This is a genomic window from Vibrio tapetis subsp. tapetis, from assembly GCF_900233005.1.
GTDB lineage: Bacteria > Pseudomonadota > Gammaproteobacteria > Enterobacterales > Vibrionaceae > Vibrio > Vibrio tapetis.
Genome location: NZ_LT960611.1, coordinates 2,818,721 through 2,836,694, shown reverse-complemented (window position 1 = coordinate 2,836,694; position 17,974 = coordinate 2,818,721). Strand labels below are relative to the sequence as shown.

The 17,974-nt window shown below is 44.7% G+C and carries 17 protein-coding genes; 4 read left to right on the top strand and 13 right to left on the bottom strand.

What is annotated here, in order from left to right:
- Positions 1-2: 2 nt before the first annotated feature.
- Genes VTAP4600_RS12605 through tldD form a run of 3 tightly spaced genes read left to right on the top strand, consistent with a single transcriptional unit; the run spans position 3 to position 6,184 of the window.
- On the top strand, positions 3-3,881 hold the full coding sequence (locus VTAP4600_RS12605) for a YhdP family protein (RefSeq protein WP_102523112.1): 3,879 nt from the start codon (positions 3-5) through the stop codon (positions 3,879-3,881).
- Between the two features lie 31 nt (positions 3,882-3,912).
- Positions 3,913-4,749: a carbon-nitrogen hydrolase family protein gene (locus tag VTAP4600_RS12600; RefSeq protein ID WP_102523111.1), complete on the top strand. Its 837-nt coding sequence runs from the start codon at positions 3,913-3,915 to the stop codon at positions 4,747-4,749.
- Positions 4,739-6,184: a metalloprotease TldD gene (tldD, locus tag VTAP4600_RS12595; RefSeq protein WP_102523110.1), complete on the top strand. Its 1,446-nt coding sequence runs from the start codon at positions 4,739-4,741 to the stop codon at positions 6,182-6,184. Before VTAP4600_RS12600 ends, tldD begins: the two co-directional genes overlap by 11 nt.
- A 104-nt stretch (positions 6,185-6,288) precedes the next feature.
- On the opposite strand, the gene yjgA is transcribed toward tldD, so the two are convergent.
- Positions 6,289-6,819: a ribosome biogenesis factor YjgA gene (yjgA, locus tag VTAP4600_RS12590; RefSeq protein WP_102523109.1), complete on the bottom strand. Its 531-nt coding sequence runs from the start codon at positions 6,817-6,819 to the stop codon at positions 6,289-6,291.
- Between the two features lie 120 nt (positions 6,820-6,939).
- Between yjgA and pmbA the strand changes: the two genes are divergently transcribed.
- The gene (gene pmbA / locus VTAP4600_RS12585; RefSeq protein WP_102523108.1) at positions 6,940-8,283 is read left to right on the top strand and encodes a metalloprotease PmbA; all 1,344 of its coding nucleotides are present in this window, start codon (positions 6,940-6,942) and stop codon (positions 8,281-8,283) included.
- A gap of 76 nt (positions 8,284-8,359) precedes the next feature.
- On the opposite strand, the gene mgtE is transcribed toward pmbA, so the two are convergent.
- From mgtE to VTAP4600_RS12525, 12 genes are all read right to left on the bottom strand, one after another.
- Complete coding sequence (gene mgtE / locus VTAP4600_RS12580; protein ID WP_102523107.1) at positions 8,360-9,718, bottom strand: magnesium transporter; 1,359 nt, start codon at positions 9,716-9,718, stop codon at positions 8,360-8,362.
- Between the two features lie 107 nt (positions 9,719-9,825).
- A complete protein-coding gene (locus tag VTAP4600_RS12575; protein WP_102523106.1) occupies positions 9,826-10,125 on the bottom strand; it encodes an HPr family phosphocarrier protein in 300 nt (99 codons plus the stop codon).
- 3 nt (positions 10,126-10,128) lie between these two features.
- Positions 10,129-10,992: an RNase adapter RapZ gene (gene rapZ / locus VTAP4600_RS12570; RefSeq protein ID WP_102523985.1), complete on the bottom strand. Its 864-nt coding sequence runs from the start codon at positions 10,990-10,992 to the stop codon at positions 10,129-10,131.
- Between the two features lie 31 nt (positions 10,993-11,023).
- Positions 11,024-11,476: a PTS IIA-like nitrogen regulatory protein PtsN gene (ptsN, locus tag VTAP4600_RS12565; protein ID WP_102523105.1), complete on the bottom strand. Its 453-nt coding sequence runs from the start codon at positions 11,474-11,476 to the stop codon at positions 11,024-11,026.
- A 2-nt stretch (positions 11,477-11,478) separates the two neighbouring features.
- Positions 11,479-11,766, bottom strand: coding sequence for a ribosome hibernation promoting factor (gene hpf / locus VTAP4600_RS12560; protein ID WP_102523104.1), 288 nt, complete (start codon positions 11,764-11,766; stop codon positions 11,479-11,481).
- A gap of 27 nt (positions 11,767-11,793) precedes the next feature.
- Positions 11,794-13,266 (bottom strand): RNA polymerase factor sigma-54, encoded by a 1,473-nt coding sequence (locus VTAP4600_RS12555; protein WP_102523103.1) that lies wholly within the window; start codon positions 13,264-13,266, stop codon positions 11,794-11,796.
- 60 nt (positions 13,267-13,326) lie between these two features.
- Positions 13,327-14,052 (bottom strand): LPS export ABC transporter ATP-binding protein, encoded by a 726-nt coding sequence (gene lptB / locus VTAP4600_RS12550; RefSeq protein ID WP_102523102.1) that lies wholly within the window; start codon positions 14,050-14,052, stop codon positions 13,327-13,329.
- Between the two features lie 15 nt (positions 14,053-14,067).
- Positions 14,068-14,556, bottom strand: a complete 489-nt coding sequence (gene lptA, locus VTAP4600_RS12545) for a lipopolysaccharide transport periplasmic protein LptA (protein WP_102523101.1) — start codon at positions 14,554-14,556, stop codon at positions 14,068-14,070.
- Entirely contained in the window at positions 14,537-15,100 is a 564-nt protein-coding gene (gene lptC, locus VTAP4600_RS12540) for an LPS export ABC transporter periplasmic protein LptC (protein ID WP_102523100.1), read from the bottom strand. Before lptC ends, lptA begins: the two co-directional genes overlap by 20 nt.
- Positions 15,097-15,657: a 3-deoxy-manno-octulosonate-8-phosphatase KdsC gene (gene kdsC, locus VTAP4600_RS12535; protein ID WP_102523099.1), complete on the bottom strand. Its 561-nt coding sequence runs from the start codon at positions 15,655-15,657 to the stop codon at positions 15,097-15,099. Before kdsC ends, lptC begins: the two co-directional genes overlap by 4 nt.
- Positions 15,657-16,643, bottom strand: coding sequence for an arabinose-5-phosphate isomerase KdsD (gene kdsD / locus VTAP4600_RS12530; protein WP_102523098.1), 987 nt, complete (start codon positions 16,641-16,643; stop codon positions 15,657-15,659). The genes kdsC and kdsD overlap by 1 nt, the downstream gene beginning before the upstream one ends.
- Positions 16,644-16,666: 23 nt before the next feature.
- Positions 16,667-17,632: a calcium/sodium antiporter gene (locus VTAP4600_RS12525; RefSeq protein ID WP_102523097.1), complete on the bottom strand. Its 966-nt coding sequence runs from the start codon at positions 17,630-17,632 to the stop codon at positions 16,667-16,669.
- Positions 17,633-17,974 lie beyond the last annotated feature (342 nt).

Here is a 17,974-nt window from a genome sequence, read left to right as displayed (position 1 = left end):
CCATGCTAGTTCGCTTTTGGCGGTTTGTACTTAGTAGCCTTGTAATTGTAATGGTGATCCTCGCGGTCACCGTTACTGCTTTACGGGTGGCGTTGCCGCGCCTGAATCAATATCAATCAGAGATAGAACAATGGGTCAGTAGCTCTACTGGCATTAACTTTCAGATATCAGATGTTCAAGGGTATTGGCGCAATACACATCCGTTTATCTCTTTACAGGGCTTACAAGCAGTACTTCCCGATCGGGATAAAACAACGATTGCCCTTGATGGTGTAGAGATTGAAATAGACCTCATTCAAACCGTGCTGCAATTGACTCCAACCGTGTCTACACTTCGTGTCAGTGGTTTAAACCTTGATATCAGCAAAATCCAATGGTTGCCGGAAAATAGCGACACGACGCTTGGTCCCGCTAAAAAGTCTTTGTCTAGCTCCCCAGAGGTTTTGTTCGACTTACAGCAATTACTTTTGCATCAGCTGACTAATTTTTCTTTGGAAGACTCTCAAGTCAGTTTCCAAACCTTTACTGGCGAAGTGAAAACAATTGATATTGAGTCACTCAATTGGCGTAATCAAAATAAACGCCACCGTGGTGATGGCGTAGTAAGCATTGCTAATACCGATATTAACAGCCTCTCTGTTCAAGTTGATTTTGAAGAAACGGATGACTTATCTAAGCTCAGTGGCGAGTTCTTCATTGCGGCAGATAGTTTGCAAGTCACGCCTTGGCTAACTCGTTACCTCAAAAACGAAACGGGCATTGATGCCGGTATTGTGAGCTTTAACTCCTGGTTTACTCTTGATAAAGGTGAGCCGATCGATGCCTACGTTGAGTTATTGCCGTCTGAATTGACTTGGAGCAAGCATAAAGATCACCAGCTATCGATTGATAAAGGCATTCTGATCCTAAAGCCTAGTGAGAATGGATGGCAGGTAAACGGTCATGAGTTAGGTATTCGTACCGACGATACTTCTTGGCCATCACTGGATGTCGCCTTTAATTGGCAGCCAGAACGTTGGGTTCTTAATGCTTCAGAACTGGATATAGGTACTTTGATACCTATAGGACACTGGCTTCCTCAAGCTCAAGAATTAACGTCATGGCTGGAAGAAGTGGAGCTTGGTGGTGAACTTGAAGACATTCGAGTCAGCATGGAAGGCTCGCTAGAAAGCTTACGTTTTTCCACGGAGCTATCTGGTGGCAATATGAAGCAGTGGGAGCTCCTTCCTGAAGTACACTTGTTACAAGCCTCGATATCAGGCAGCACTAGTCAAATTAATGCTCAATTAAACTTAGTCGATGATGTCTTGCCTTACGGTGATGTATTTCAAGCGCCGTTGAAAATTAAGCAAGGGCAAGTAGACATCGTGTTTGAACATGATGATAAAGGCTGGTCTCTTTGGGCTGATAAAGTAACAGCCGCGACACCTGACTTACAAATTCTAGGTGCATTCAAGCTAGATTTTCCTTACGAAGGGAACTCATTCCTATCATTTTATGCTGAAGCTGACGCATTTAATGTCAGTGAAACATGGCGTTATTTACCAACATTAGCACTAGGGCAAGATCTTACTGATTACCTCTCCACTGCAATTCAAGGTGGCAAGGCGAAAACAGCGAAACTATTGTGGTTTGGTGAATTGGCTCAGTTCCCTTATCCAGATAACAATGGCATGTTCCAAGCGTTAGTGAACTTGAAAGAAGCCAAGTTTGGTTTTGATACGGCCTGGCCATTAATCACTGATTTGCAGCTAGACTTGCTGTTCCAAAATGCAGAAATGCACTTGGATTCTCGTAGCGCACAACTAATGGATGTCAGAGCCCGTCGAATTACTGGCCGGATTCCCGATTTAGGCGAAGGTGGGCATATAGAGATTGAAGCCAAAGCGAAAGCGCAAGGCCGAGATGTTCGTGATTATATGATGGCAACACCACTGATAGACTCGGTAGGTGCGGCCTTGACGGCAATCGATGTCACAGGAAATGTCACGTCTGAGTTCCAACTCAATATTCCGTTTGATGGAGATGATAGTCGAGCATGGGGCTGGGCCGATTTAGACAACAATCATATCCATATAAAAACACCTGAAATGATACTAGAGCAAGCTTCTGGTCGTATCGAATTTGATGATGACGTGGTGAAGGCGTCAGGGTTAACCGCTCAGCTTTTGGAACAATCGATCGCCTTAGACTTTAAAGGGGAGTCGGAAGGAAAAAAATACACGGTAAATATAGACACAATTGGTGATTGGGAAGTTGAACCATTGGCGCCTTATGTGGGTGAAAACTGGGTTAAACGTGTTCAAGGACATGCTCCCTGGACGATGGGGATTGACTTGCAATTGGATGACGTTGGATTTACCTACCAAATTGATGCGAAAGCGAAAATGCAGTATTTAGCGAGTCAGTATCCTGCCCCGCTAAATCAACAAGTAGGAAAGAAAGGTCAGGCTCAGCTTCAAGTCTCTGGAAATCAACAGACGCTTTCTGGGCGACTACAGTTACCTGCAGTTAAGTATCAAGCCGAGATCGATATTAGTGACAATACTCCGGTATTTTCAGCGACAAACTTAGTCGTGGGTAATGGTGCTTTTAAAACCAGTCCTATCGTTGGGCACAGCATGTCAGTGCGGACGAATAAATTTAACTTAGATGAATGGTTTGAGTTATTCGTAGGGCCAGTCAGTGGGCCTGAACAGCTCGTTAGCGAGTTAAGTATGCCTGAGTTGCCAATGCCCACTAAAGTGGATCTCAGCGTGCCAACCTTAGTATTTGCTGGTATCGACTGGCATGAAATGGAATTCAAAGCACGAAAGAAAAATCTAGCGTGGAGAGTTGATCTTGATAGTGCTGAAGTCAAAGGGCGCGCCAACTATTTGGAACCTTACGATTTAGCCGTTGCGTTAGAACATTTGCAAATATACGTTCCTGCTCTTGATGAGCAACAAGCCAAACAACTTGGCGAGGAACAATCGATCACCAATGTCGAGCCAGAACAAGCGAAACCACGAGAGTTAGTTACAGCCCTTGATCGTCACTTGCATCAGACTTTACCTAACCTGACGTTGTCGATCGATGATTTTTGGTTTCAGGGTTACAAAGTTGGCAAAGTGAATGTGGACTTTCAGCGTCAAGGTGATCGCTTAGTTTGGGACAAAATATCTCTACGCAGTGGCGCCAATAAGTTTGATGCAAGTGGCTGGTGGAAATTATCTGACGAAGACAATCAGTCGCATTTTGAGTTTGCTATGTCAGGCGACAATAATACTGATCTAATGGAGCGTTTTGGGATTACTTCTGGCATCCAAAAGGCGCCGTTTGAGATGAATTCATCCTTAAATTGGACTGGCTCTCCTTGGAGCCCGCAAGTTGAAACCTTAAATGGCGATATAAATTCGAAATTGGGCAGTGGTATTATTTCTGATGTTAGCGGTGCCGCTCGTTTAATGGGCTTGTTTAGCTTAGATTCTATTTTAAGGAAAATGCAGCTCGATTTTACTGGTGTGTTCGATAAAGGCATGGCGTTTAATAGTATTTCAGGTTCTGGAGTCATCGAAAATGGCGTGTTTGTTACTAACGACATTGAGATGGATGCGGTGGCCGGCAATATGAGTATTCGAGGTCTAGCCGACTTGCGGACTCAACAAGTGGATGCGGAAGTTGAATTTACTCCTGACTTAACGTCGGGTATCCCTGTTATCTCTGCCTTCGCTGTTGCCCCTCAAACGGCTATTTTAGTGTTTGCAGTAACAACGGCACTGTCTCCGGTTATTGATGTGATCACTCAAGTGCGTTATGAAGTGAAAGGAGCGTTGGACTCACCGCAGGTAAATGAGTTATCTCGAAGCAAGGGATCCTATAAGGTACCTGAAAAAAAATAACCGCGAGAGTAGATTGACGCAGGAGGCGGCAATGGTAAAAATCGGACTGATCCAAATGACGTCGGGTGCAAACATTGAAGATAACTTTGAATACATTGCGCGCGAGACGTGTAAACTGACTAAGCAAGGTGCCGTATTCGTTACGACACCGGAAAATGCCTTGTTGTTTTCAGGGCGAGAGCAATACCATCGTTACGCCGAAACTCTGGGAAGTGGTGAGATTCAAACCAAACTGGCTACACTCGCCAAATCAGCGGGATGCTGGCTTCATATAGGCAGCTTTCCAATAAAATCAGGTAATGACGTCACCACAACCAGTTTGATATTTTCCCCTATGGGAGAATTAGTCGGCCACTATAGTAAGCTGCATATGTTTGATGTAGACGTGGCTGATTCATATAAGAGCTATCGAGAATCAGATTGCTTTGCAGCGGGTGACTTTGTTTCAACGGTCAGCTTGCCATTTGCAAAGTGTGGCCTAACCATTTGTTACGATGTTAGATTTCCTAGTTTGTTTCAAAAATTGCGAACACAAGGGGCTAACTTAATTGTTGTTCCTGCGGCATTTACCGCAGTTACAGGCCAGGCGCACTGGGAAGTTTTATTACGAGCAAGAGCTATTGAAACTCAGTGTTGGGTGATAGGTGTGGGGCAAGCGGGCACGCATCCATGTGGACGAACCACTCATGGTCATTCTATGGTCGTGTCTCCATGGGGTGACATTGTTCACGAATTAGATGAATCTCCAACCAGTGCAGTATGCGATATAGCGCTGGAACAAACAGAACAAATCAGACAAGACATGCCAGTGATGGAACATGCACGTTTTGTTGTTGAATTAAAAGAAGAGCCAAATAATGACGATTAATTTAGTAGAGCAAGAGTTGCTAGCGCCGACAGGCCTGACAGAGAAAGACCTCAGTAAAACGTTAGGTATTATAGCGGCGCGAGATGTGGATTACGCCGACCTGTACTTTCAATCAAGCTGGCATGAATCGCTGGTGCTAGAAGACTCCATTATCAAAGATGGTTCTTTTAATATTGATCGTGGTGTTGGTATCCGAGCCATCACGGGAGAAAAAACAGGTTTTGCTTACTCAGATCAAATCAGCCTGGATAGCCTAAAGCAAAGCGCTATTGCTGCAAGAGGCATTGCGCAGCAAGGCCAAACGGGCTCAGTGAAGACATTTAACCGCACCAGTAACCAAACCATTTACTCTTCGGTTAACCCACTTGAAAGCCTGCAGAAACAACAAAAAATTGAACTACTAAAGCAATTAGATGCTTACATTCGAACGAAAGAACCTATGGTTCAAGAAGTCTCCGTGAGCTTAAGTGGTGTTTACGAGCAAATACTTGTTGCTGCAACGGATGGTACCTATGCTGGGGATGTACGGCCTTTGGTGCGTTTGTCGGTCAGTGTTTTAGTGCAAAAAGGCGACAATAGAGAGCGAGGCAGTTCAGGTGGTGGTGGCCGTTATGGCTACGAGTATTTCCTTGAGTCGGAAGCCGGTGAACAACGAGCGTATCATTTTGCTGATGAAGCCATTCGTCAAGCCTTGGTTAATCTAGAAGCAGATGCAGCGCCTGCAGGTACTATGCCGGTTGTATTAGGCGGTGGTTGGCCTGGCGTGTTATTGCATGAAGCGGTAGGTCACGGGTTGGAAGGCGACTTTAATCGTAAAGAATCGTCGGTATTTTCTGGAAAAATTGGCCAGCAAGTCACGTCTCCGCTTTGTACCATTGTGGATGATGGCACCTTAAAGGATTTACGAGGCTCAATTAACATCGATGATGAAGGCGTTGAGGGGCAATACAATACGCTGATTGAAAATGGTGTACTCAAAGGTTACATGCAAGATAAGCACAATGCGAGTTTGATGGGTGTTGCACCTACGGGAAATGGCCGTCGTGAATCTTATGCACACTTACCTATGCCGCGCATGACAAACACATATATGTTGCCTGGTGAGCATAGCCCAGAAGAAATCATTTCTACAGTCAAGAAGGGGCTGTACGCACCTAACTTTGGTGGTGGTCAAGTGGATATTACCTCTGGAAAATTCGTCTTCTCGACGTCTGAAGCGTACTTGATTGAGGATGGCAAAATTACTCGCCCAGTAAAAGGCGCTACGTTAGTTGGTTCAGGTATCGAAGCAATGCAGCAGGTGTCTATGGTGGGTAATGACCTATCTATTGACCGTGGCGTGGGTGTTTGTGGTAAAGCTGGCCAAAGTGTGCCAGTCGGCGTTGGTCAACCTACACTAAAACTGGATGCTATTACGGTGGGTGGTACTGAGTAACCATTGCGAGCATAAGCCGCGCTCATAATATTATGGGCACTGGTTAAGGTTCGAAATCAATAAAAAAGCTGCCAAGTTAAGGCAGCTTTTTTTATTTACACTGATTAAATTTGCTCTTCGTCGAGCAAACCTTTCAGCACTTGGAAAATCTCACGGTAAGATTTTGGTGGCTTACTGTTTTGCTTTTCTTTTGCCGCTTGACGAGAAAGCTGTCGCAAACGCTGACGATCTGCGTTTGGAAAACGTTCGATTACATCTGCGATAGCGCTGTCACCTTCTTCTACCACTCGGTCGCGAAGCGTCTCCAATTTATGCAATTCAGCCGTCATTTGCGAGTGCTTATTGCGAATTTTGTCCAGCGCCGCTTGAATAGGTTCTGGATCTTCAGAGCGCATTAGCTTTCCGATGTATTGTAGCTGACGGCGTTTCGCTTCATTTTTAAAGCGTTGACCGTTATCGATAGCGTCACGAAGCTCTTCGCGCAATGGAATTTTATCCAGTACTGCTGGTTTTAGTCCTACCAGCTCTTCGCCTAGTACTTGCAGAGCTTCCATGTCTTCTTTCATCTCGGTTTTACTTACCCAGATGATTTCCTCTTCCTCTTCCCAAGGCGCTTTTTGGTTTTTACGAGCCATATTTGCTTGCCTATTTCATTATCTGTGTCTAATTGTCGCTTATTTTAGCAAGAATTATGGGGAGAAAGCGAAAACCTTGTTATTCTATTGAAATAAAATTTAAACAGCAGTTATTTCAGTATGGATGTAAAACAGCAAATCGCTCAACAACGAGTGGAACTAGAAGCCGCCGTAGCAAAAGCATTAGAGCTAGCAACTGATACCGCAGACGCCGCAGAAGTTGCGATTTCTAAAAGCACGGGCATCAGTGTTTCTACACATATGTGTGAAGTGGAAAACGTTGAATTCAATAGTGATGGCGCTCTAGGTATTACGGTATATCGTGGCCACCGTAAAGGCAGTGCATCAACTTCTGACTTAAGTGAAAAAGCCATACATCAAACCGTTCTAGCTGCGTTAGATATTGCTAATTACACATCAGAAGACCCTTATTCAGGTCCTGCACCTAAAGAACTGATGGTTCAAGATATTCCGGATTTGGATCTCTTCCATCCTGATCAACCAGAACCCGATCGCGCTGCAGAGATCGCAATTGAAGCTGAACGGGCTGCATTGGCCTACAGTGACCGAATTAAACAAAGTGATGGGGCGAGTTACGATAGCCATTACGGTGTGCGTGTTTATGGGAACAGCCACGGTTTACTTGCGAGTTTTCCTTCCAGCCGTCACAGCGTGAGTTGTTGTGTTATCGGTGAGAGCAAAAATGGCGATATGGAACGTGACTACAGCTATTCCGTTTCAAGACGCGTAGAAGATTTATGGACACCGCAAACTGTTGGTATTAAAGCCGCCGAAAAAACAGTAAGTCGTCTTGATGCTAAGCGCCTTGCGACAGGGAAGTACCCTGTGATGTTTTCAGCGGATGTAGCGACAGGTTTAATAGGTCACTTAGTGATGGCGATCAGCGGTGGCAGTTTGTACCGTAAGTCCTCGTTCTTATTAGATAAGTTAGGTGAGAAAATATTACCAGACTGGTTCAATATTGAAGAGAAGCCGCACGTACTCCGCGGTTTAGCCTCCAGCCCATTTGATAATGAAGGCGTGTTCACCCAAGATCGTCAGATCATTACGGATGGTGTACTGTCGACCTACCTTTTGACGAGTTATGCCGCTCGTAAAATGAATATGACGCCGACGGGTCATGCTGGTGGTATCCACAACTGGTTTGTTAAATCAACCGGACAAGATTTCGATGCCATGCTGAAAACTCTGGGTACTGGCTTTTTGGTAACAGAGTTGATGGGACAAGGCGTGAACATGGTCACCGGTGACTATTCTCGTGGTGCCGCGGGTTTCTGGGTTGAAAATGGTGAAATTCAGTACGCAGTTTCAGAAGTCACTATTGCCGGTAACTTAGTGGACATGCTGCAGAAGATTGTCGCAGTGGGTACAGATATCGAAACTCGCTCTCAAATTCAAACTGGTTCTATCTTATTGGAATCGTTGAAAGTCGCGGGTGAGTAATTACTTGCTAAAGACTTGAAATAAAAAGCCGATGCCTTCACTGACATCGGCTTTTATCATTCTGTAGTTTGTAACGCTATCCAATCATTACTGTAGCTAGGCCTAAGAACACTAACAAGCCAATCACATCGGTGATCGTTGTGAGAGCCATTCCGCCAGCCAGTGCTGGGTCTATGTTCATTTTCTTTAAGAACAGAGGAATACTTACCCCAGCGATGCCGGCTACAAACAAGTTGGTCATCATTGCGGCAGAGATAATACCGCCAAGCATCCAACTGTCTTTCCAGACTACAACGATACCACCGATGATTAATGCCCATAGAAGGCCATTGAGGAAGCCTATCGCTCCTTCTTTAAGCAGCAGTTCGCGCTTGTTTGAATCACCAATGTGACCTAAAGCGATACCACGGATCACTAAGGCAACGGTTTGGTTACCAGCAACGCCTCCCATTGAAGGAACAATCGTCATTAATACGGCAATGGCTGCCATTTGCTGCAATGTGGCTTCAAATAGGTTGGATACTGAGGCGGCAGTTAATGCGGCCAAGACGTTTGCACCAAGCCAAATACTACGTTTACGAGCCGATTTAAATACAGGCGCGAAGGTGTCTTCGTCGTCGTCCATACCGGCCATACTCATCATAGAGTGCTCGGCATCTTCACGAATAACATCAACAACGTCATCAATGGTGATACGGCCAACAAGGTGGTTATTCTCATCGACAACAGGAGCGGAAACCCAGTTACGTCTCTCAAATAGGCTAGCAACATCCGCGTCACTGGCCGTGACCGAAAGCGCTTCGTCTGGTGTTTCCATGATCTTGCTGATAGGGACATCGGGTTGAGAGGTCAGTAGGGTAGTAAGGTGTAAGAATCCCGTGAGTTTTTCTTCTGAATCAAGAACATAAAGCGCATCAGTGGCTTCGGGTAATTCGCCTTTCATTCTAAGATAACGAAGTACAACATCGACATCAACATCGCTACGGATGGTGACAAAGTCGGTGTTCATCATGCTGCCCGCGGTGTCTTCTTCGTAAGCAAGCGCGGTTTCTACACGGTGTCGATCGGCACTGTCCATTTGAGACAGAACTTCACGTGATACGTCATCGGGTAGGCTTCGTAAGACATAAGCAACGTCATCGGTATCCAGACCTTCGGTGGCTTCTGCTAAGCGCTCTGGAGCCATTTTGGATACGAGGTTATCTTTTACATCTTCGGATAATTCGTCGAGGATCTCACCGTAATCTTCTGGGTCGGTAAGTTGCCACAGTACTTCGCGGCTTTTTCGCGGAGAAGCTTCGAGTAAGTGGGCAATGTCTTCTGGCTCCATGTCTTGGAGCATACGGCGTACATGAACAAAGCGGCCACTGTCTAGAGCGTCACTAACTTCTTGTAGGGTTTGATGAGTTTGGTCAAATTCTAACTGCTCGGCCATTCTCGCCCCCTAAAATTGACTTGGTTACAATATGTTGAATAATATCCTAATTCTAGGCCTTGTTTAATAAGATATCGTGAAACAGAGGGATTTTATTTACGAGCAATTTATTCATCTTCATCAAAGCGGTGTTCGATAAGCTCACAAACTGCGGTTAAGGCAGCTTCGGCTTGTTCACCTGTAGCTGAAATTATCACACTTTGGCCTTGGGAGGACTCAAGCATAAGTAACCCCATCACGCTGTCTGCTCCGGCCTCTTTCTCACCATTGCTGACCGAGACTTGAGCGTCATAGCTTTGTGCTAATTCGACTAACTTAACGGCAGCTCTGGCATGCAACCCCAGCCTGTTTTGAATTAAAATAGTTTTGCTGCATTGTTTCGGAATGCTTGGGGTATTTGCTGACATTGACTAATCCTTATGATTCTTTTCTAAGCTGACATGACGGATCTGAACTTGATGACCCAGCTTTGTGAAATGTTCGCCAATCTGTTGGGTGATATAAACAGATCGATGCTTTCCACCGGTGCAGCCGATAGCGACGGTGAGGTAGCTGCGGTTATTTTTTTGCAGCAGAGGAAGCCACTTTTCAACAAAGCCCTGTATCTCTGATTTTAATTCGAGTACTTCGTCATGAGTCTCAAGAAATGCTTTGATTGGAGCGTCAAGTCCGGTCAACGGGCGAAGGTCAGGATCCCAGTGGGGATTGGGTAAAAAGCGTACGTCGAACACGTAGTCGGCGTTATTCGGTAGGCCATATTTAAAGCCAAAAGACTCAAAAACCATGACTAACTCTTTGCTTTCTCTTCCGTCTATACAACGCCTTACGGTTTCGCTTAATTCATGCAACGACTGATCACTGCTGTCGAGAACGATATCGGCTTGCTCTTTTAAGTCGAGCAATAAGCCTTTTTCGATCTGAATGGCTTGCTCGAGAGATACGTTGCTCAAGCTCAGTGATAGAGGGTGGATTCGGCGAGTTTCACTGTAGCGTTTAAGCAGGGTTGTTTCTTTAGCATCGAGAAAAAGAACGTTAACATCAAAGTGCTGTTTTAACGTTTTTAGTGCGTTAGTCACCAAGCTTGGGTCTTGAGGTAAATTACGAATATCAATGCTTACGGCAATGTTTTGTTTGCTGTTTTTGACGGTTTGCACAAATGAGTCAAGCAGGCTTACAGGAAGGTTATCTACACAGTAATAACCTAAATCTTCAAGTACCCGCAGAGCAACACTTTTACCTGCTCCTGATTGGCCACTGATTACAATGAGGCGCAGTTTATTCGATGACATGTTGGTTTAACTCAATTTATTGGGTGATGATATCGTAAAGCTCTTGATCTGACTGAGCATTACGTAGCTGTTTCAAAGTGCATTTATCGTTGAGGCGTTCTGCCATCGCCGACAAAGTTTTTAAATGAGTTTTGCATTGAGCATCAGGAACTAACAAGGCAAATAGCAAATCAACAGGTCTGTTATCGATAGCGTCAAACTCGATAGGCTTTTGGCATTGCACTAATACCGCGACAGCTTGCTCAATTTGTGAGTCTTCTAGCATTCGACCATGAGGGATCGCGATACCATTCCCGATTCCGGTACTGCCCATTTTTTCTCTGTTGAGCATGCACTCAAACAGTTGAGTTGAGTTTCTACCTGTATGGTTTGCGGCTATCTCGCTGATGATTTCAAGAGCGCGTTTTTTGCTGGTGCATTGAACCGCACTTTTTGTGCAGTTCAATGAAAGTACTTCGCTTAGTTGCATGATTAATGGCTACTTAATTTCTCTTTGTGCTTATTGAGTTGACGCACAAGTTTGTCGACCAAGGAGTCAATGGCAGCATACATACTTTCGTCTGTCGCATGAGCATGAATGTCCCCTTGATTTATGTGTAGGGTAGCTTCGGCGATTTGGTCGACTTTTTCAACACGTAAGACCACATTTACGCTATTTATATGATCAAAGAACCGCTCTAATTTCTGAAATTTGCTCTCAACGTAGTCCTGCATTGAATCGGTAATATCAATGTGATGTCCTTGGATATGTATTTGCATAGACTTTCCTTTTTTTTAAAGGCCTGTTTATAGCAGGCGTTTACGCTGACTTGATGGCGCGATGCCCAGAGATTCGCGGTATTTGGCGATGGTACGCCTAGCAACTTGAATTCCTTGGTCAGCTAATAGAGCAGCAATCTTGCTATCACTGAGTGGTTTCGCTGTATTTTCGGCAGCGACTAACTTTTTGATCAGTGCGCGAATTGCTGTCGATGAACACTCTCCACCGTTGTCTGTGCTGACGTGGCTGGAGAAGAAATACTTGAGCTCGAAGATCCCTCTTGGAGTGTGCATGTATTTTTGTGTCGTTACCCTTGAAATGGTGGATTCATGCATTTCTACCGCCAGTGCGATATCGTTGAGCACCATAGGTTTCATTGCTTCTTCGCCATACTCAAAGAAATCATGCTGATGCTCTACGATGCAACGGGCCACTTTGAGTAGTGTTTCGTTTCGACTTTCTAAGCTTTTTATGAGCCATTTCGCTTCTTGCAAATTAGAGCGAATAAACTGGCTATCTGCGCTGTTACCTTTACCCATTGCAGCGTATTGCTGATTCACTTTTAGCTTGGGTACGCTGTCAGGGTTAATGGATACGATCCATTGGCCTGCATCTTTAAATACAGAGACATCAGGAATCACGTATTCGGTTTCATCCGGCGTGATTCTGCTACCAGGGCGCGGATCTAATTGTTGAATGAGAGCCATAACCTCACGCAGCTCAGCTTCTTTCAACTTTGTTTCTTTACTAATTAATTTATAGTCACGATTGCCCAGTTGCTCAATGTGGTTTTCGAGTAAAGATTTTGCTTCTGCGAGCCACGGCGTATTACTTGGAAAAGTTGCAAACTGCAGCAACAGACATTCTTGCAAGTTGCGCGAAGCCACACCTAGAGGGTCAAATTGTTGAATGCGTTTTAGAACGGCTTCAACTTCATCAAGTTCGACCTCATCGTTGCCAATGCTCTCTAATATCTCGTCGGTATTAATGGTGAGGTAGCCGTAATTATCGATGGCGTCAACAATGGCAGAGGCGATGGTTCGGTCGGTGTCACTAAATGGCGTTAGGTCGAGTTGCCATTGGAGGTAGTCTTGTAGGCTTTGAGTCGTTTCGCCTTGATAAACAGGCATATCGTCATCGATGGATATACCAGTATTACCTGTGTTGGCACTGTAGACGTCTTCCCAAGTGGTGTCGATTTCTAAGTCGGTACTGATTTCAGAGGTTTCGATGAGCTCTGAGCTGTCTTTTGGCTCAGGCTCGCTCGTTACTTCTTCTGCGGACGCTTTCTCATTGGAGGTATTTTCTTTTGCGGAGTCATCGTTAGCCTGCGCTTCTTCAAAGCCATCCTCTACATCAAGCAAAGGGTTGGACTCAAGGGCTTCTTGGATCTCTTGTTGGAGATCAAGCGTCGACAATTGCAGCAAGCGTATGGCTTGTTGCAATTGCGGTGTCATGGCTAATTGTTGCCCTAGCTTAAGTTGTAATGAGGGTTTCATAGAGTCCTTTATATTTATTAAAGCCTAGCGAGCGAGCAAAACAACATACCTACCATTTAATCATAGACGGAATTGCTCACCCAGATAAACTCGTTTTACTTGTTCATTATTGAGAACTTGTTCCGGTGTCCCATCCGCAATTAAATGCCCTTGGCTTACAATGTAGGCGTGTTCACATACATCAAGGGTTTCCCTAACGTTGTGGTCAGTAATTAATACCCCTAAGCCACGGTCTCGTAGATGTTGAATAATTTTTTTGATGTCGATAACAGAGATAGGATCGACCCCAGCAAACGGTTCGTCCAGCAAAATGAATTTTGGGTTTGCTGCCAGTGCGCGTGCGATTTCTACACGACGGCGTTCACCGCCTGAGAGCGCCATACCATTGCTCGTACGTATATGCTGGATGTGAAATTCGTCTAGTAAGTCTTCCAGTTTGTCTTGGCGTTCTTCTCGGGACAATTCAGATCTGGTTTCTAACACCGCCATGATGTTGTCTTCAACAGACAGCTTTCTAAAGATAGATGCTTCTTGAGGCAAATAGCCTATCCCTAAACGAGAACGGCTGTGCATCGGTAAGATACTGATGTCTTGTCCGTCGATGCTAATACTGCCCTCATCACGAGCGACTAAGCCAACGATCATATAAAACGACGTGGTTTTTCCTGCGCCGTTGGGGCCTAGTAACCCTACGATTTGGCCCGATTTTACTTGTAAGCTGACGTCAGAAACAACTTTGCGTTTCTTATAACTTTTTGCGAGGTGTTCTGCTTTTAAGATCGCCATATTTTTTAACTACTTTTACTGTTGGGTTGGCTGCAGTACAGTCGAGACTCTTTCTTGGGCACTGCCATCAGCCATCAGTTGCTGTGAAGATATTTGATAGCGAATGGTTGTGCCTTTTATCAAGCTATCATCCTGAGCCAGCTCTGCTTTACCTGTCATGGTTAGTAAATCTTCTTGAACCATGTACTTTAGCTTCTGTGCTTGGCCGGCTAAGGTTTTACCTTCGTCCGTGAGCTGAGTAAACTTGGCCGTCTCACCAAAAGCTTCGATCTGTTCTACCGAGTCATCTTTTGGATTTCTTAGTACGATGATCTTGTCAGCTTCAATGTTGATGCTGCCTTGTTTCAGCGTCACATCGCCAATAAAAGTGACTTTACTGCTCTTCATGTCCAGAGATTGACTGTCTGAATCAATGTAAATTGGTTGCTCTGTGTCGTTGCTTAGTGCCCATGTTTGGGTTGCAAACGTCATTAACCCTATAAGGCTAAGGTGTAACAGTTTCATATTTACCTTGCACTTGGTTAAAGAGAGTAGCGGTATTACGGTCAAAATTCCCTTTCATCGCTTGCCCCTCTGTGGTGAATTGCGGACCAAAAAGCGTTACGGGCAAATTGGTGTGAAAATCTTTACTTTGTAGTTGTATCACCAGTTTCTCGGTTGATAGTGTATCAAAACCTGAATTGGGTAATACGTTCTTTACTAAAACATTGCCTGTGAGCTCAAGTTGATAGTCAGAATCCATGACACCTTTGTTGGCTGTCACGGTCCACTCTTCAGTATGACCGCTTCTAAATACACTCAGTTTCAGTTGCTCAAATATGGTTTCGCCATTTTTTGAAAAATGTTCCAAATATTTGGATTTAATCTCAAAATTCCGTATCCCAGCTTGATTATAACTGGTGTTGGTCAGGGTTCGTCCACTAAAAACGGGTAACTCTACATCAGGCACAACCTGGATCACTTCTTTGTTATTGTGGTCATATAAATAATAGGCTGACCAACAAGAGACAAAGAAAAGTAATAGATAGATTGGATGAGGCAGTGTCATATGCTCAAGCCTTTATGGACATCAAGTTCGCCGCGAGCTTCTAGTATTAAATCGCACACCTCACGTACGGCGCCATGACCGCCCTTAATATGGGTGACATAGTTTGCGCGTTGGATAAGTAATGGGTGACCATCGGCTACGCAGACTTTAAGAGCCACTAGTTCCATGACGGGCCAGTCAATAAGGTCATCACCGATATACCCAGTATGCTCTGGAGAGATATTCAATTTACTGCAAATATCATGATAGGCTTTTATTTTGTCGTCTTGACCTTGGTAAATCAAATTAATACCAAGGGCGCGCATGCGGTTTTCGACTATCTGTGACTTTCGCCCTGTAATGATGGCAATTTCAATGCCAGCGTTCATTAAGGATTTTACACCATAGCCATCACGCGTATGGAAAGTCTTCAGCTCTTCCCCTTGATTGCCCATGTAGATAAGGCCATCAGAGAAAACGCCGTCAACGTCACAGATCAGCAGCTTAATATCACGAGCCGCGTTAAACACGCTTTGCTCAACGTTGCCGTACAGTGTGGTAATCAATGAGTGATTCATTACATGACCCCTGCTTTCAGTAGGTGGTGGATGTTCAGTGCACCCACCAGTTTGCCTTGCTCGCACAGCAACAACCCTGTGATGCTCTTTTCTTGCATCATGTTAACAGCTTCTACGGCAAGCATATTTGGATTACCCACGGTTGGGTTTTTCGTCATCACGTCACCAATGTTCGTGCTATGCACATCAATGCGCTTATCCAGTAGGCGGCGAAGATCGCCATCGGTAAAGATACCTAAAACTTGCTGAGCACTATCAACAATAGCGGTCATGCCCAAGCCTTTTTGTGATATCTCTAGCAAGGCATCTCGAACAAGAGCGTCAGGGGTTACCTGAGGAAGCGCTGCGCCCGTTTGCATGATGTCACTGAGCTTCAATAACAATTTACGACCAAGAGCGCCACCGGGGTGAGATAATGCAAAGTCATCAGCGGTAAAGCCTCTAGCCTGTAGCAGAGCAACCGAAAGTGCATCGCCCATCACCAGTGTCGCTGTTGTGCTTGTCGTTGGCGCTAGGCCAAGAGGGCAGGCTTCTTCTGGCATACCAATGCATAGATGCACATCTGCCAATGTTGCCATGTTTGATGCTGGCTTGCCTGTCATGGCAATAATCTGAATGTTCAGTCGCTTAAGTACTGGAAACAACGATAAAATTTCTGATGATTCGCCAGAATTGGAGATCGCTAAAACGATGTCACCAGGTTCTACCATGCCTAAATCACCGTGAGATGCTTCGCCGGGGTGTACAAAAAATGCAGAGGTACCGGTACTGGCTAAAGACGCTGCAATTTTTTTCCCTATGTGTCCGGATTTACCCATGCCCATCACGACGACTTTGCCTTTACTGGCAAGAATAGACTGGCATGCATGGGTAAATGATTCATCAAAATACTGGTTAAGTTGATTAATTCCAGCCACTTCAACTTCTAGTACACGCTTTGCGGCTTGGCAAAAGTCAAAAGAATTTGATTCCAATCGTACAGACATAATATGAACTTCCTTAAATCAGCTTAAGCCGCTAGGTGGTATAGAAGGTAGCCTTGGTAAGCGATGAATACAGTAAGCAATATGCCGCCTTCAATACGATTCACACTGCGTGATTTACCTAGTGCCATGACCACAAGCAATACTGAAACACCCAGCATGACCCAAAAATCTCGACCCATGGCGAGTTCGTTCAGTACTGATGGGTTCAGAATGCCAGGAATCCCCATTACCGCTAGGATATTAAATACATTTGAGCCAATGATATTGCCCACGGCCATGTCGTCTTCGCCTTTGAAGACACCGGCTAATGAGGCTGCGAGTTCAGGCAAGCTGGTGCCGATAGCGATAATTGTTAGGCCAATAACGAGGTCGCTCATGCCAAAATGCTTGGCAATGATAACCGCGTTATCAACTAAGAGATCGGCTGCCACTGGTAATAAAATAAGGCCAACAACTACCCAAAATATGGCATTTTTATTGGGAACCCCAACTGGGATTTCAGCTTCTTGATCTTCAACAAACGCATCGCCTTGGGTTTTCTCACTTCGGCTTATTTTTAGCATCATCAAAATGAATGCCGCGAATAGAACGAACAGTAGAACGCCTTCATGAAAACCGAGGTAGTTATCAAACAATAATGCACCGGCGATAACGGTGACGACAATCATCAATGGCAGCTCACGACGGATAACCCCCGAGCTAATTGACATAGGCTTGATAAGTGCTGTAATACCTAAAATTAACGCTATGTTAGCGATGTTGGAGCCCAGTACGTTACCAACTGCGGTGTCTGTCTTCCCTTCAAGTGCTGCAGTTGCCGACACCATCATTTCTGGAGCTGAAGACCCCATAGCAAGAATAGTCATACCAATCACCAATGGTGATATACCAAAATTACGTGCTAACGCGGCGGCGCCATACACTAATTTGTCTGCACTCCATACGAGCAAAATCAAGCCTACGGTAAGCAGTGCTGCAGCTACGAGCATGACGATCCCTTTAATTTTTGTTAATAATGATAAGTGTTTTCCGAACTAAGAAAGGTTCAGAATGGATATAACCGCTAATTTTGACCTGTACCGGTAGAAAATGGAAGTGGCATAACAAATAAAAACGTGACACTGCCATCTATACGCGTAAACAATAAGAAACATCATACTTACGTGCTGTGAGTATTAAGTTATTGATACTTATATTGGATAGCTCTAATTAGGTCAATTTTGTCTCGTAATTATCACGTCAGGTTAAATTACGGTTAAAAACTGGTGCTTTATTTTGAACTTGAACGAATAAGTGCTTATTATTGCATGCACTTGTACTTTTCATACATT

What these genes read in the sequence shown, in the direction of transcription:
- lptB (WP_102523102.1), bottom strand. Translation starts at nt 14,052, where the DNA reads ATGGCGATCTTAAAAGCAGAACACCTCGCAAAAAGTTATAAGAAACGC.
- mgtE (WP_102523107.1), bottom strand. Translation starts at nt 9,718, where the DNA reads ATGGCCGAGCAGTTAGAATTTGACCAAACTCATCAAACCCTACAAGAA.
- yjgA (WP_102523109.1), bottom strand. Translation starts at nt 6,819, where the DNA reads ATGGCTCGTAAAAACCAAAAAGCGCCTTGGGAAGAGGAAGAGGAAATC.
- VTAP4600_RS12605 (WP_102523112.1), top strand. Translation starts at nt 3, where the DNA reads ATGCTAGTTCGCTTTTGGCGGTTTGTACTTAGTAGCCTTGTAATTGTA.
- tldD (WP_102523110.1), top strand. Translation starts at nt 4,739, where the DNA reads ATGACGATTAATTTAGTAGAGCAAGAGTTGCTAGCGCCGACAGGCCTG.
- VTAP4600_RS12575 (WP_102523106.1), bottom strand. Translation starts at nt 10,125, where the DNA reads ATGTCAGCAAATACCCCAAGCATTCCGAAACAATGCAGCAAAACTATT.
- pmbA (WP_102523108.1), top strand. Translation starts at nt 6,940, where the DNA reads ATGGATGTAAAACAGCAAATCGCTCAACAACGAGTGGAACTAGAAGCC.
- kdsC (WP_102523099.1), bottom strand. Translation starts at nt 15,657, where the DNA reads ATGAATCACTCATTGATTACCACACTGTACGGCAACGTTGAGCAAAGC.
- lptC (WP_102523100.1), bottom strand. Translation starts at nt 15,100, where the DNA reads ATGACACTGCCTCATCCAATCTATCTATTACTTTTCTTTGTCTCTTGT.
- lptA (WP_102523101.1), bottom strand. Translation starts at nt 14,556, where the DNA reads ATGAAACTGTTACACCTTAGCCTTATAGGGTTAATGACGTTTGCAACC.
- VTAP4600_RS12555 (WP_102523103.1), bottom strand. Translation starts at nt 13,266, where the DNA reads ATGAAACCCTCATTACAACTTAAGCTAGGGCAACAATTAGCCATGACA.
- ptsN (WP_102523105.1), bottom strand. Translation starts at nt 11,476, where the DNA reads ATGCAACTAAGCGAAGTACTTTCATTGAACTGCACAAAAAGTGCGGTT.
- VTAP4600_RS12525 (WP_102523097.1), bottom strand. Translation starts at nt 17,632, where the DNA reads ATGCTCGTAGCTGCAGCACTGCTTACCGTAGGCTTGATTTTGCTCGTA.
- kdsD (WP_102523098.1), bottom strand. Translation starts at nt 16,643, where the DNA reads ATGTCTGTACGATTGGAATCAAATTCTTTTGACTTTTGCCAAGCCGCA.
- VTAP4600_RS12600 (WP_102523111.1), top strand. Translation starts at nt 3,913, where the DNA reads ATGGTAAAAATCGGACTGATCCAAATGACGTCGGGTGCAAACATTGAA.
- hpf (WP_102523104.1), bottom strand. Translation starts at nt 11,766, where the DNA reads ATGCAAATACATATCCAAGGACATCACATTGATATTACCGATTCAATG.